The sequence below is a fragment of the Streptomyces sp. NPDC000941 genome, from assembly GCF_053599555.1.
In genome coordinates this window covers 45985-59804 of the sequence record NZ_JBSFMM010000006.1, presented here as the reverse complement: position 1 = coordinate 59804, position 13820 = coordinate 45985, and the positions used below count along the sequence as shown (strand labels likewise).

Annotated in this window: 14 protein-coding genes; 9 read left to right on the top strand and 5 right to left on the bottom strand. The window is 69.5% G+C overall.

The window, feature by feature from the left end; genetic code table 11:
- The first annotated feature begins 556 nt into the window (after positions 1–556).
- From ACWDSL_RS03825 to ACWDSL_RS03810, 4 genes are all read left to right on the top strand, one after another.
- Complete coding sequence (locus ACWDSL_RS03825; protein WP_450481397.1) at positions 557–712, top strand: hypothetical protein; 156 nt, start codon at positions 557–559, stop codon at positions 710–712.
- 389 nt (positions 713–1101) lie between these two features.
- Positions 1102–1926 carry a helix-turn-helix domain-containing protein gene (locus ACWDSL_RS03820; RefSeq protein ID WP_450481395.1) on the top strand — a complete coding sequence of 275 codons (825 nt, stop codon included), beginning with the start codon at positions 1102–1104 and terminating at the stop codon, positions 1924–1926.
- 83 nt (positions 1927–2009) lie between these two features.
- A complete protein-coding gene (locus tag ACWDSL_RS03815; RefSeq protein WP_450481393.1) occupies positions 2010–2474 on the top strand; it encodes a cupin domain-containing protein in 465 nt (154 codons plus the stop codon).
- On the top strand, positions 2471–3190 hold the full coding sequence (locus ACWDSL_RS03810; RefSeq protein WP_450481391.1) for an SGNH/GDSL hydrolase family protein: 720 nt from the start codon (positions 2471–2473) through the stop codon (positions 3188–3190). Before ACWDSL_RS03815 ends, ACWDSL_RS03810 begins: the two co-directional genes overlap by 4 nt.
- A gap of 343 nt (positions 3191–3533) precedes the next feature.
- Here ACWDSL_RS03810 and ACWDSL_RS03805 read toward each other — a convergent pair whose 3' ends face one another.
- The 3 genes from ACWDSL_RS03805 to ACWDSL_RS03795 all read right to left on the bottom strand — a co-directional run bounded on the left by ACWDSL_RS03805 (position 3534) and on the right by ACWDSL_RS03795 (position 7194).
- On the bottom strand, positions 3534–4430 hold the full coding sequence (locus tag ACWDSL_RS03805; RefSeq protein ID WP_450481389.1) for a hypothetical protein: 897 nt from the start codon (positions 4428–4430) through the stop codon (positions 3534–3536).
- Between the two features lie 627 nt (positions 4431–5057).
- Positions 5058–6515 carry a sensor histidine kinase gene (locus ACWDSL_RS03800; RefSeq protein ID WP_450481387.1) on the bottom strand — a complete coding sequence of 486 codons (1458 nt, stop codon included), beginning with the start codon at positions 6513–6515 and terminating at the stop codon, positions 5058–5060.
- A complete protein-coding gene (locus tag ACWDSL_RS03795) occupies positions 6508–7194 on the bottom strand; it encodes a response regulator transcription factor (protein WP_450481385.1) in 687 nt (228 codons plus the stop codon). The genes ACWDSL_RS03800 and ACWDSL_RS03795 overlap by 8 nt, the downstream gene beginning before the upstream one ends.
- Before the next feature lie 147 nt (positions 7195–7341).
- Between ACWDSL_RS03795 and ACWDSL_RS03790 the strand changes: the two genes are divergently transcribed.
- The 3 genes from ACWDSL_RS03790 to ACWDSL_RS03780 all read left to right on the top strand — a co-directional run bounded on the left by ACWDSL_RS03790 (position 7342) and on the right by ACWDSL_RS03780 (position 8799).
- Positions 7342–8049, top strand: coding sequence for a PepSY domain-containing protein (locus ACWDSL_RS03790; RefSeq protein WP_450481383.1), 708 nt, complete (start codon positions 7342–7344; stop codon positions 8047–8049).
- A gap of 112 nt (positions 8050–8161) precedes the next feature.
- The gene (locus tag ACWDSL_RS03785; protein WP_450481382.1) at positions 8162–8395 is read left to right on the top strand and encodes a type II toxin-antitoxin system VapB family antitoxin; all 234 of its coding nucleotides are present in this window, start codon (positions 8162–8164) and stop codon (positions 8393–8395) included.
- Entirely contained in the window at positions 8392–8799 is a 408-nt protein-coding gene (locus ACWDSL_RS03780) for a PIN domain-containing protein (protein ID WP_450481380.1), read from the top strand. Before ACWDSL_RS03785 ends, ACWDSL_RS03780 begins: the two co-directional genes overlap by 4 nt.
- A gap of 171 nt (positions 8800–8970) precedes the next feature.
- Here the strand turns inward: ACWDSL_RS03780 and ACWDSL_RS03775 are convergent, their stop codons facing one another.
- Positions 8971–10731, bottom strand: a complete 1761-nt coding sequence (locus ACWDSL_RS03775) for a DUF3105 domain-containing protein (protein ID WP_450481378.1) — start codon at positions 10729–10731, stop codon at positions 8971–8973.
- Positions 10732–10934: 203 nt separating this feature from the next.
- On the opposite strand from ACWDSL_RS03775, the gene ACWDSL_RS03770 reads away from it, so the two are divergent.
- Positions 10935–11540 carry a hypothetical protein gene (locus tag ACWDSL_RS03770; RefSeq protein WP_450481376.1) on the top strand — a complete coding sequence of 202 codons (606 nt, stop codon included), beginning with the start codon at positions 10935–10937 and terminating at the stop codon, positions 11538–11540.
- 197 nt (positions 11541–11737) lie between these two features.
- Positions 11738–12631, top strand: a complete 894-nt coding sequence (locus ACWDSL_RS03765; protein WP_450481374.1) for a hypothetical protein — start codon at positions 11738–11740, stop codon at positions 12629–12631.
- A gap of 4 nt (positions 12632–12635) precedes the next feature.
- Here the strand turns inward: ACWDSL_RS03765 and ACWDSL_RS03760 are convergent, their stop codons facing one another.
- A complete protein-coding gene (locus tag ACWDSL_RS03760; RefSeq protein ID WP_450481372.1) occupies positions 12636–13604 on the bottom strand; it encodes an AraC-like ligand-binding domain-containing protein in 969 nt (322 codons plus the stop codon).
- Positions 13605–13820 lie beyond the last annotated feature (216 nt).

Here is a 13820-nt window from a genome sequence, read left to right as displayed (position 1 = left end):
CGGATTTACTGCGGCGGAGCCCCTACCGTGATCATCGCGATCTGCGGCGGGTTCTCCGGCCGCCGCAGGCGAGGTGTACGCATTTACTGCGGCAGTGCCGGAGGGCGGGGCGAGCGTGGCGATCGAACCGGTGACCGAACTCGGAAGCGGGGGCGCGCTCCGGCTGCCGCGCGCCCGGGTGGTGCCCCTGTCCGCCCCGCCCTCGTCGTACACCCCGACCCGGCGCTGCCGGAAGTGCTGGCCGAGCTGGCGGCGGCGCGGGCGGACGAGATGGACGCCGATACCGTCAACCGGGAACTGTCCATCGCGCGCAAGGCGATCGGCTGGTGGCAGCGCCAGGGCTGGATCGACGGCAACCCGACGATCGGCATCGAGCGGCGGCCAGCACCGCCGGACCGCACCAAGGCCCTGGCCGAGAACCAGACCGCCGCCCTGTGGCGCCTGGACGTCGCAGTCCGGCACCGCCCAGCTCCTGCCCCGCCTCATCGCCCGCCGCACCCGCGGCCCGCTGTTCCTCACCGACCGGAAGGCCCCAGCCGGAACGCCGACACTCGACGTGTGCCCCGAGACCGGCCGGGCCCGGCTCTCCTACCGCCGGGCCGAGGAGATCTTCGAGGAGAACACCCGGCTGCTGGCCAACCCCCTCGCCTCACCCGAGGACATCGAGCACCTGGAGGCTGGACGCTCCACCGGCTCCGCCACAGTGCCCTGACGCACGACGCCGAGGACGGCATCTCCACCCCGATGCTGCTGGCCCCGCTCCCGCCACGCCTCCGTCCGCTCCCTTGAGCGGTACGCCCGCCCCGGCGTCGACGCCGTCGCCCGGCACGTCGCAGAACGCGACCCCGCCGCACGTCGCCGGACGTGAAACCCCTCGTTTGCGGCTGGTGACAGCGTTCTTACCGGCACCCCAAATCGCAAGCGCCGGTAGGGGAACTGATGTCAGGCTGCCTGGTAGTCGTACATGGGTGGCAACCCGAATACGCCGGAAAGGGGCCGTGAAGCCGCGGAATTGCTGTTCGGGGTTAGTGTCGGGCAGCTGGTCCGCGGTGGTTAGGCTGCTCGGGTCTTTGTCGCGTCGTGTTTCTTCGGGGTTGACGCATGGCCACCGGGATCGGTGCACGTCCGGCGCCCGCCTTGCGGCGGTACGTCGACTCGTATGTCAGTTTCGACCTTCGCGGGCTCCCGGCGGGGGTGCACTGCGGCCCGCCGAGTCGCGTTCTCACTGCGGTGATCAGCCTGTCAGCCCCTTTGGAGGTGGCGGCGGGCGTTGGCGACGGGTCACCGGTCACCCGATTCGGCAGTGTGGCCGGCGGTCTGATGTGCCGGTCCGTCGCGATCCACCACGACGGACGCCAGCAAGGTGTGAAGGTGGCGCTGACACCGCTCGGGGCTCGGGCCATCTACGGCATGCCCGCCGCTGTGCTCGCCCACCGACTGGTCCCACTGGACGAGCTTCTCGGAGCGCTTGGCGTCGAACTGGCCGACCGGCTCCTAGCGGCATCGACATGGGCGGCGCGGTTCACCGTACTGGACGAGTTGCTCCTGCGAGCTGTCGGTCGTGGCGCCTGCAGCGACCGTGTGCGGCGGATGCGCCCCGAGGTGGCCGAGGCCTGGCGCCGCCTCGTCGCCGCGCGGGGCTGCGTCCAGGTCGGTGCAGTCGCCGCGGAACTGGGCTGGAGCCGCCGGCACCTCACCGAACGGTTCCGCGGCGAGCTGGGCCTGTCGCCGAAAACCTTCGCCCGCGTTCTCCGCTTCGAGCACGCGCACGACCTGGCGACGGCGCGGGACCCGCTCCCGTGGGCCGATGTGGCGACCATCTCCGGCTACGCCGACCAGGCCCACCTCGTGCGGGACTGGAGCGAGTTCACAGGCCGAACGCCGACGGCCTGGCGTCACAGCGAGGTCCTCCTCGGGACCGGGTAGTCGCCGACCGACCGCCCGTCGCGTCGGCTTGTGTTCCCATTCCTTCAAGACCACCCGATCGCTGCGGTGTGACGATCGTCGGCATGAGACTCGTCAACGAACACAACGCCATCGACCTGCGGACCACCCCCGTGCACCTCGGACTGGGATCGACAGCGAAACCCGTCGAGGGCTTCGCCTGGGACCCGGAGGCGCTCCAGGCCTACAGCGCCGCGGTTGCGGCAGACGGCCCCGAGGGCCGGATGGTGATGATCTTCGACGGCGACGGCCCCGGCGACCATTGGGAAAACCACCCCGCCGGCGACGAACTGGTCGTCTGCCTCAGCGGGTCGGTTACGGTCACCCGCGACCTGGACGGAGTGCCCGACCGCGTTCTGCTCGGGCCCGGCGAGTCCACCATCAACCCGGCCGGGGTATGGCACGCGGTCGACATGACCGGGCCGACGTCCATCCTGACCATCACCGCCGGCCTCGGCACCGACCACCGTCCTCGCACCGACCCCCACCCGACCGAACGCGTCGGCGTGCCGGGACCGGAAGCATCATGACGACGCGCATCGCCTGCCTCGGCGACAGCCTCACCCGCGCGCTGATCAGCGTCGACTACCTGGACGTCCTCGGACGACGCCACCCTCCTGGTGATCTGCAGCTTGCCCGCTTCGGCGCCAACGGTGACTTCGCCTACAACCTCTTGCGGAGCCTCGACGCCGTCATCGCGAACCCGCCCGACGTCATCACCGTGTTGATCGGGACCAACGACGCCCGAGCGAGCCTTGCCGGCTACCGCGTCGATAAGGCCATGAAGCGCAAACAGCTCCCCGAACGCCCGTCAGCCGGCTGGTTCCAGCAGTGCCTGGGAGCCGTCGTCGAACGACTGCGAGCGGAGACCGACGCGACGATCGGTCTGCTGTCGCTCCCGGTTCTCGGCCAACAACTCGACGGAGCAGCGGCGCAGGCATCGCAGCGGTACAGCCGGATGATCGCCGAAGTCGCCACCACCAACAAAGTGACTTACCTTCCACTCCACGAACGCCAGATCGAGGAACTGCGCCAAGCGGACCCACCGCCGATTCCCTACCGGGAGGTGACCCCCGCAGCGGGCCTCGGCGTCCTCGTCCAACACGCCGTGCTTCGCCTCAACCTCGACACGATCTCGCGGCGCCGAAACCTCGTGCTCACGACCGACCACATCCACCAGAACAGCCGCGGCGCCACCCTGATCGCTGAGGTCATCGACGCCGGTCTCCTGACCCAGAACGCGTAGCTGGTTCCGGAGCCGCAGCCAGATGGATGCCAACTACCGCGCGGAGGTGACGTGCGATCCAGACGCCGGTGCCGGCGGCGAGCACGCCAGCACCGGCGATGCAGCCCCTTCCCGGCGTATTCGGTTCCCACCCCTACATGGTCCGCAACGACTGACAGAGCCGAGGCCCAGCCATCGCCGCCGTTGTTCACACTCACGGACAGCACAGCCTCGGGGCGAAGAACGGGCGCCGCCGCCGGCCTCTGGCGGCCGCGAGGGCGTAAGGCCGAACGGGGCGGCGGGAAAAGGGCAGGCTGGACACCCTCCGGGGCGGCCACCGAGACCGACAGACCGTGCGGCGTGATCATCGCAGTTCCTTGAGGGCTGCGATCAGGCGGGCGTGTCCGGTGCCGGGGGTGAGACGGGCCGCGTACAGCCGGTTGTCGGGGCCGCCGCCGTCGTAGCGGACCCGCCAGTTGCCCGCCGAGCCGACGATCAGGCCGTCGAACGTCAGCGGTGGTGGGGTGGCGCGGAGCAGGCGGTTGAGTTCGTGGACGGTGAGCAGGGTGCTGTCAGGGGCAAGTCCCAGTTCGTGGTGGCGCACCGGCCGCCGTCGGCCGTCCGGACCGTCGGGTGTCCACAGGTATCCCTTGGAGGAGCCGGAGTACATGCCCCAGGCGAACGGTCGATGCGGGGCGCGTCGCACGCCCCACAGGACGAACAGGGCGAGCAGCACGAGTGCGGTGCCCACCTCGATGATCTGGAGCCACACAGTGGCCGTCCTTCCCCGCGCCCGGTCAGAGCAAGTCGGCGTGCTCGTAGACCGAGACGTGGTACGTACAGCTGCCATCAGGTCCAGTTCGCCGAACCCGGCGTAGCGGAACCGGACATGCAGATGGTTCAGCTCCTGGCCGTCAGCGATCAGGTAGTGGGATTCGTATCGCTGCGCCGCCCGGTCCACCTGCCGGTGCCGCACGACCAGCGAGCCGTCGGAGGTGGGCAGTACCCGGCCGGCGGCCGACTGCGATGCGGACAGTGTCTCCGGCAGCAGGGCGTCGAAGACGAACACCCCGCCCGGTGTCAGGTGCCGCGCCGCCGCTTCGAAGCAGCGCAACTGTGCTTCCTGAGAGGGGATTTCGAAGAATGTTCCGCCCGCGAGGTAGATCAGCGAGTAGCTGCCGTCGACTGGTACCTCGGTGAAGTCGCCGATCGTCAGCCGGATGTGCTCGCCACCTGGCCGGGAGCGCAGTTCGGCGGCCATCGCCTGTGAGCCGTCGAAGACGGGTTCCCCGCGCCCCCCGACTTCGCTGGAAGGGAAATCCGCTGCGGCAGGGTTCGAGTCATCTCGCCGAGCTGGTGTGACGTCCCCGTCAGGCCGGTGGCGTCGTCCAATCAGGGCGGTGTCGGGACGCGGTCGGGACACAAGGATAGGAACAGACCGACAAAGACGAAGGGGTGCCGACACGGCTCACCCATCCTGACCTGCGAAAGCGTCACGAATGAGCATGGACAGGCAAGGGCCGCCAAGATCCTCGAAGGACTCATAATCCGTCGGCCGTGGGTTCGAGTCCCACCCGCCCCACCGAGCGCAGGTCAGGGCAACTTTCTGACCTGCGCAAATGTCTCTTCGGGTGGTCGGTCGGCCTTCACCGGATCTGCCACGTGGAGGCCCGTGAACCGGCCCTCCGGGGGACAGCTACGACCCTAGGAACCGGCTCTCCAGAGCGAGCCCAGCAAACAGAGAGCGGCAGACCAGGAAACGACCAATGTTTCGCAGCACGGCGGCTGTCTGCGGCACGGCGGCTGTCTGCGGCACGGCGGCTGTCCGCGCCCGGCCCGGGCCGCAGCCGGCTACGGCCCGGGCCGCAGCCGGCCCGTAGCCCGATGGTCAGGTCGTACGGGGCAGCCTGACCCGGAAAGCCGCGCCGCCACCCGATGCCTGCCCCACCACCAGCGTCCCGCCGTGGCGCTCTATGACATCGCGAGCGATGGCCAGGCCAAGCCCCGCTCCACCGTCGTCCCGCGTGCGAGCCTCGTCGAGGCGTACGAAGCGTTCGAAGATCCGCACGCGGTCGGCCTCGGCCACACCGGGGCCGTCGTCGGTGACGATGAGCACCGCGTCCGCGCCGTCGGCGCGGACTTCGACGCCGACCGCAGACCTCGCGTGGCGTTGGGCGTTGTCGAGGAGGTTGCCGAGCACACGGGCCAGCTGCCCTCTGCTGCCGCGAACGTCGAGCGGTGCGCCGCTCATGCTGAGGCTCGGGGCGATGCGGTCCGTCGCCGTGCGTTCCGCGAGCTCCTCGCGGACGAGAACCGCCAGGTCGACCCGGGCCTCCGCCGGACGTTCCCCGGCGTCGAGGCGGGCCAGCAGGAGCAGATCGGTTGCCAGGTGCTGGAGGCGGATGACGTCCGCGAGCACCTCCTCGACGTCCAGAAGCTCGGAGTGCGCGACGGCGACCTCGAGTTGGGTGCGCAAGGACGCGATCGGGCTGCGCAGTTCGTGGGAGGCGTCGGCGACGAAGCGGTGCTGGCGCTCGACGGACTGCTCCAACGCGGTCAGGGTCTCGTTGGTGGTGGCGGCGAGCCGGGCGATCTCGTCGTACGAGTCGGGCTGGGGCACGCGGCGCGAGAGATCGCCGCTGGCGGTGATCTCGGCCATCTCCGTACGGATGCCCTCGACGGGGCGCAGCGCCCGCCGGGTGACCAGCCATGTCACCCCGGCGACCACGACCAGCAGGCATGGCAGGCCGATCAGCATGACCCTGGTGACCTGGTCGAGGGTGGCCTGTTCGTCCTCCAGCGAGGTGCCCGCGTAGACGGTGTAGGTGCGGCCGTCGTAGGCCGTTCCCTGTACGGCGGCGAAGCTGTAGTCGTGGGTTTCGTCGCCGACCCTCACGGCGAGGTCCTTGCGGTCCGCGTCCGTGCCGACCTTGCCCCGGGCCGGGGCGCTGTCGTGGTCGTCATCGTCATCGTCGTCATGGCTGCTGTCATCGCCGTGAGAAGAGACCTCTGGCGCGGTGCCCTTGGGGGCGGGCGAGTAGTTCGTGACAGGCGCGCGTCCGTCCAGGTCGTCACTGGCGGCCAGCACCTTGCCGGCGGAGTCGACGATCTGGACGGGCCGGTCCTCGTCGTCGGGCAGGGGCACGGAACCGAAGTCTCCGTTCAGCGCGGCCTGCGCGCCCGCCACCGTACGGGCCGCGACCTCGGACTCCAGGCTCGCCCGGTCGACCAGGTTGTGGCGCAGTACGACGACCACGGCGACGCCCGCGGCGACCAGGGCGACGGAGACGACCAGGGTCGCGGCCAGCGCGGCGCGGGCGCGGACGGAGGCGAACGGTCTACGCATGGCGGCCGCCGTCGGCTTCCAGGCGGTACCCGGCGCCTCGTACGGTCGTGATGGAACGCCGTCCGAACGGGAGGTCGAGCTTGCGGCGCAGGGCGCTCACATAGACCTCGACGATGTTCGGATCGCCGTCGTAGGCGAAGTCCCACACATGGGCGAGGACGTCCGCCTTCGACACGACCCGGCCCGCGTGCAGCGCGAGGTGTTCCAGGACCGCGAACTCCTTGGTGGTCAGCGGGACCTCCGCGCCCGCCCGCTCCACGCGCTTGGCGCCGGGATCGACGGTCAGGTCGCCGATCCTCAGCACCTGGACGGCGGCCCGGGTACGGCGACGCAGCAGGGCGCGGATGCGGGCCTGGAGGACGACGTACGAGAACGGCTTGGTGAGGTAGTCGTCCGCGCCGGTGTCCAGGCCCTCGGCCTCGTCGTACTCGCCGTCCTTCGCGGTCAGCATGAGGATCGGCGTCTCGTCGCCGGCCGCCCGCAGCTGGGCGCAGACGCGGTAGCCGTTCAGGCCGGGCAGCATGATGTCCAGCACGATCAGGTCGTAGTCCTGCTCCTGCGCCATGTGCAGACCGCTGACACCGTCGTGGGCCACGTCCACGGCGAACCCCTCGGCGGCCAGACCCCGGGCCAGGGCGGTGGCCAGGCGTTTTTCGTCCTCTACGATCAGCAGGCGCATGCCCCTCAGCGTCGCATGCCTTCCTGAAGCGATCTTCAGGAAGCTTCAGCGTGGCTTCAGGATCGCTCGCGCAGGGTTGTCCATGTCAGGCCGACCCCGGTCGGCACCCCTGCGGCTCGGCCGCAGTTGAGGAAAGGACCACCCACGATGAAGTCCCTCAAGCGCTCGCTGACCGGCCGTCGCCGTACCGTCGCCGCCGTGCTCGCGGCCACCGTGGTGCTCGGTGGCGCCGGTGCCGCGACCGCTGTGGCCTTCGCCGACGACGGCAGCCACGACAGCACCCGCGACAGCACGTACGACAGCACGTACGAAAGCGCCCACGCAGCCGCGGGCGCCACCTACGAGGACCGCGACGACGACGGTACGCCCGCCACCAAGACCAAGATCGACCTGAAGCAGGCGGCCGACGCGGCCGTGGCGTCGGTCGCGGGCAAGGTCACGTCCGTCGAGCTCGAGGGACACCGGGGCAAGACCGTCTGGAAGGTCGACGTCCTCACCGCCAAGGGTGTCGAGCACGAAGTCACGGTGAACAGCACCAGCGGCAAGGTCACCGCGAACAGGACCGACCACGACGACAACGACGACGAGGCAGCTCTGGCCAGGTCCGCCAAGATCGGCCTCGGCCAGGCGGTGGACGCCGCGCTCAAGAAGATCCCCGGTACGGCGACATCCGCCGAGCTGGACGACGACAACGGTCGGTCGGCCGCCTGGGACATCGAAGTCACCGACACCAAGGGCGCCGAACACGAGGTCACCGTCGACGCCCGGTTCGGCAAGGTCACGGCCGTGCGGGCCGACGACCACCACGACCGCTCGGGCGACGACGACAGGGGCGACGACCGCGAGGAGGACTGACCTACTGAGGGGCGGGCGCACGAGCCGCCTTCGGTAAGCCCTGCGGGCGTGCGTGAATGTTGGCGATGTACACTGACTATGTACATCGCCAACTCGACTCCGGATGGTGGAGATGTCCGTAACGCAGATCGATCTGGACGACGAGGCACTCGCCGAGGCGATGCGTCTCATGGGCTCCACCACGAAGAAGGACACCGTCAACGCCGCTCTGCGGGACTATGTCGCGCGTATCAAGCGGCTCGAAGCCGCCGAAAAACTGGCCGCACGAGGTGAGCGTGGCGAGTTCGAGGCCGCGGCGGCCGCGCACGACGCTGTGAAGCGCGCGCGGTGGGCGGCCTTCGAATGATCACGTACCTCCTGGATACGTCGGCGCTGTGGTACCTCTTCCGCACACCGGGGGCCCTGCAGCCGTGGGAGGGGCATATCTCTGCCAACGTGTTCCATATCTGCGAGGCCACGCGTACCGAGTTCCTCTACTCCGCGACCAGCCCAGCCCACCGCGACGAGCTGGCTGGGGAACTGGACGCCTTGTGTCAGCTTTCACCGGTCCCGAAGAACGCGTGGCGCTGGATCGACACCGCCCAGTACAAGCTCACGCAGCGCGGACAGCACCATGCCGCGGGAGCCATTGATCTCCTCGTGTGCGCGACAGCGGTCCACCACGGTCACACCGTGCTCCACGTGGACAACGACTTCGTAGCTGTGGCCGCTGTCCTGAAGGACGTGGACCAGCGAGATGTACGCTCCTGACCTTTACTGAGCTCGGCGCGCTTGTCTCCGGCTTATTCGGGTGTGGCCGGCTGGAGCAGCACGGGGTTTGTCGTCAGCTGGTTCACCCCGGCCCAGCACCCCTGCCAGTCGATATGTAAAGGTCTCGCAGGGGAGGTCACGGCCGTGACAACCGGGGTGTTCCGGCAGTGGTTACGAGGACACGCCTCCGGTGCAGGCAGCCCCCGGCTCGGGGGTCTGTGCGCCCTGGACGTACTTCTCGAGGAACGCGTTGACCCGTGCGTCGGACGCGTTCTGGACGTCGAGTTGGTGTCCCCAGGCCGTCAGCGTGATCGGTGACGACTGGTTCTTGTAGGGGCTCATCAGCGTGTACGGCGTCTTGGCCACCTTGGCCTTCAGCGCCGTGACGTCCGCGTCGGCGGCCTCGTCGTTGTAGGTGACCCAGACGGCGCCGTGCTCCAGGGCGTGTACGGCGTTCTCGTCGTGGATCTCGCTGCTGTAGACGTCACCGTTGCAGTCCTGCCAGGCGGGGTCGTGGTCGCCACCGGCGGGAGGCGTCATGGGGTAGGTGACCGGGTCGGTGGTGTGGTTCCGGCTCAGATTGGGCCACGTCTTTTCACCGGTGACCGAACTCCCCGAATCCCCGTTCCCTGAATCATCCCCCGAATCCCCCGAATCCCCCGAATCCCCCGAGTCGCCCTGGGGCGGGGTTTTTCCCGGCTGCGCTGTCTGTTCCCCCTGCGCTTCAGAGCTTGTGCCCTGGCTGGACTCGTCCTTACTGGAGTCGTCTTTGAGGAGGAAGAAGGCTCCGGTTCCCAGGAGAATCACCATCACCGCCGCAAGGGCGATCCACATGACTGTTTGGTTCTTCGCGCCGGGTGCGGGGGCCGCGGGGTGGGCCGGTGGACCGTACGGCATGGGGTTGGGCGGGTAGTGGACCTGGGCGTGCTGTCCGATGACGGTTGGGTGGCTCGCGAAGGTGGCCTGGGGGGAGTGTGCCGGCGGAACTGACGGCGTGTGCGGTGGCATGGACGACGGCGTGTGTGGCGGCATGTGCGGTGGCGCGGTGGTGGGGCTGTCACTCGTTGCCTGGCCGGGGCGGGGTGGTTCTGCCGCGGGCGGTGTGGTGGCGGATGGGAGCAGGGCGGCGGCCTCCTCGCCGGCCATCCGGTCGGTGGTGGCGCGAGTGAGGAGCCCGGTGATCAGTGTGGAGAGCGGAGGCTGGCAGTTCAGCGGCGGCAGGTCGTCGTTGAGGATGGTGTGCAGGGTGGCGGCGGGGGTCTGGCGGGCGAACGGATCGCGTCCCTCAACGGCGTGGAACAAGGTCGCGCCCAGCGACCACAGATCCGTCGCGGGAGAAGGATCAGCGCCCTGGAACAACTCCGGGGCCATATAGCCGGTCGAGCCCGTGATGCCGTCGCGGGTCAGGCGGGTGTCGTCCATGGCGTGGGCGATGCCGAAGTCCACGAGCTTGACGTGGTCGCCGGGCAGCACCACGACATTGCTGGGCTTGATGTCCCGGTGGACGAGTCCGATCGAGTGCGCGGCGTCCAAAGCGGCCAGCAACTGCCCGGCTATATGGACCACTCGCTCCTGCGGCAGGGCCCTGTACCACTCCAGGAGTTCCGCCAGCGACGGCCCCTCCAGCAGCTCCATGACGATGTAGGCGGCGTCGTCCTCAGGCGTCGCCGGCACGAGATCGTAGATCGCCACAACACCGGGATGGTTGAGCCGGCCCGCCGTACGGGCCTCGCGCAAGGCCCGTTCACCGAACATCGACCGCTCCTCGGCCGACAGCCCCGGCGGAGTACGCAACTCCTTGACTGCCGCAGCCCGTCCGATCAACTCGTCGGTCGCCCGCCAGACCACCCCCATCCCACCCTGGCCCAGCACGCCTGCCAGCCGATACCGGCCGGCCACCAGCCGCCCGGCCCCCTGGGAATCCGTCCCCACAACCGTGCTCCTCACGCAATCGCCCACCGACCGGCGCCGCGCGCGCCGGCCTTACAGCAGGTTATCCAGTGATGCCATCACGTAGAGATCTCACGGGGGAGGTCACGAGCCGATGGCGCCCCAAGGTTCCTGCGCAGACTCACCGACCGGGCTCCAAGAAGGCCGCAGCACGTGTGCAACACCGAGAGGAGACACTGCGGGGAATGAGCGAAATCGAACTCCTGTGGGCGGATTACACCCTTCCCATCCGGGACGCCCTGCACTTCGTCGACGGGCATTCCTATGATGTCGCCCCCGCACCCGACGCACCGGGCGGACTGAAAGTGCTCGATCCCTTCGACCTGACCGAGGTACTGGCCGACGACCCGGACTGGACGTCCGAGGTCGACGGGCTGACAACGGTGGAGCTGCCGGGAGGAGGGTTCCTTTGGGGCGGGGACGGCTCGTACGGCTCGGAAGGGTTCGCGGCACGTCTGACTGCCGATCGCTCCCTGGTCTGGGCGATCTTCTTCACGGAGTCGAACCCGTTCGAAGAGATCGAGCTGTCCCGCAACGTTGCCTCCTTCACCTCGACGTCCGGCATTCGCATCACGGTCCATATTGACGATCCGAGACGTCCTGTCGCCGCACGCCCGACTGAGCCCGCTCTCGACCTCCTCGCCCGCGACGCGGCTCATCCCGCCCCGCTGCTCCGGGCGGAAGAGACGCGCGGGCAGCGTGCGGTACGGCGAGCCCGTGGCACCGCGAACAACCCCGAGACCCGGGGCATGTCCACCGACGAACTCATGGAGTTGCTGCGCGGTGAGTGACGTCCCAACTCTGGTCGACTCCTGCGTCCTGCTCGACATGCTGGGTGACGACCCGAGGTGGGCCGAATGGTCCGCCCAGAAGATCGCTGAGGCCACGGCTGCTCGGCATCGGCAGCGCCGCCGCCTTCAGCCGGGTACGGTCCGGAGCGGAGCGGGCGGTGGCGGATTCCGGGGTGCCGTGAGGTTCACTGGGCCGCATGCACCACACCGAGCTCCGTCAGCTGCTTGACCAGACCCTCACCGACCTCCGGCCGCACTGCCCGCTGCCCGGGCATGGCGAAGGACACGTCTGTATCGTCCGCGCCGGATGGGATCTGGCGCAGCTGGAGCAGGCCGTCCTGGAGGTGCTGCCCTGGACCTGTCAGCCCGTTCGGCGGCTGGTCACCGGTGGCGTCCCCATCCCGGCGTTCGGCGGTCCGCCCACCGGGTCGGGCGAGGGCGAGGTGCTGGAGTTGCGCGGCTGGGCCCTGAGCGAGCACTGGTTCGGTTACGGCCTGACGGCTGCGGCGGACGGCCCGCGCGGGGTGATCGTCGTCGCGCGCCGGGGCGCCTTCCCGTCCGATGTCGGGTGGCCGCAGCGTCTTGCGGTCCTCACCGGATGGGAGGCGCTGCGGCCGGTCCGCGACGACGGCGCGATCGACTGGGCGGCCGCGGAATCCGCGCTCGGTACGGCCCTGCCCAGCGGCTACAAGGAGATCGTCGACCTGTTCGGGGCGGGCAGCTTCGACGAGTATCTGAATCTGCTGGTGCCGGGCGTCCGGGCGGCGGATCTTGTCAGCTGGGGCCTGGACATGCCGAAGTACGCCGAGCTGTACCGGCCCCACCCGGTGTATCCCGCGCCCGGCGGCCTGCTGATGTGGGGCACCTCGGAGCAGGAGGTGACGTTCCATTGGCTGACCGGCGCCGACGACCCGGACGACTGGCCGGTGCTTGTGCAGCACGATTTCGACGAGTGGCAGCGCTTCGACTGCGGCACCGGCGAGTTCATTCTGCGCATGCTCACCGACCGGCAGGAGCCGTTCGCCTTTCCGACCGCGGCGCGGGTGGCCGCCCACTGGTTCGAGGGGTGGGGCCCGCCCGAGCCTCAGTAGAAGATCAGAAAGACCAGTTGCGGTATTCGCTCGGCGATACGCCATAGGCGCTGCGGAAGGCGCGGGTGAAGTCGCCCGGGCGGGAGAACCCCCACGTCGCGGCGGTGGCCTGGATCGGCCGCCCGGCGAGCCGGGGGTTCGCGAGGTCGCGGCGGCAGCGTTCGAGGCGCTGGTGGCGGATCCAGGACGCCACGGTCAGGCCGTGCCGCTGGAAGAGGCGGTGGAGCGAGCGGGGGGACATGTGGTGGGCCGCGGCGACGGCGGACGGGGTGAGGGCGGGGTCGGGCAGGTGCCGGCGGATGAACTCCTGCACCCGGAGGAGCAGCGCGCGCTCCCGGCTCTCCGGTGGCAGGGCGGACATGGCGTCCAGCCGCTGCGCGATGGTGTGGGCGAGCAGATCGACCAGGGTGGTGGACAGCCGGGGCGCGTCCTGAGGGGCGAACTGCCGCGGATGGCGGGCGACATGCGTGAGGAACTGGGAGAGCAGCGAGGCGAATCCCTCGCCACTGGGTATCCGGGTGGCCGCGAGGCGGTCCACCTGCCGCCCGGTCAGCGGCAGCGCCGCCCGGGGCAGATGCAGAAGTAACTGGCGGACCGGCGCCGCGCCCTCGGGGCTCGCCCAGCCGTCGAACGGCTCCGAGGAGCTGTACACCGCCAGATCCCCGGCGCCGAGCAGGGTGTGCCTCCTGAACTGCGTCAACCCCATGTTCCCGGAGAGCGTGAGCGACAGCTGCACATAGCCGGGGTCGCTGCGCTGGATCAGCCGCGGGGTCCGGGTCACGGTCAGCATGGGGTAGGCCATGTCCGAGACCTGGACGTCACCGAGGTTCAGCACCCGGGCCGAGGCATCGAAGTCCGCCGCCCGGTCGCTGCCCATGGCGGTCGGGATCAGCGTCGAAGCCGTCATGTCATGCCACCAGCCGAACCGTTCTTGCGGTGTCAGCCACTGCGTCGTCATGGTCGCGATGTCCACGGTTCCCCCTCGACCCCGCCCCGTTCAGTTGGTCGCTTTCCATACTGCTCCCGCCGCACCGGCCCGTTGTCAGTGCCGCGCCCTACCGTGGAAGACGTCCTATCCACGCTGCGGGCTGCGCGTGACTCGGACGCGAGAAGGCCGGACCCATACAGCGCGGGTCCGGCCTTCGCATGCCCCCAGACCTTGTAAAACCTCGTTGCCCGATCCGTCGCG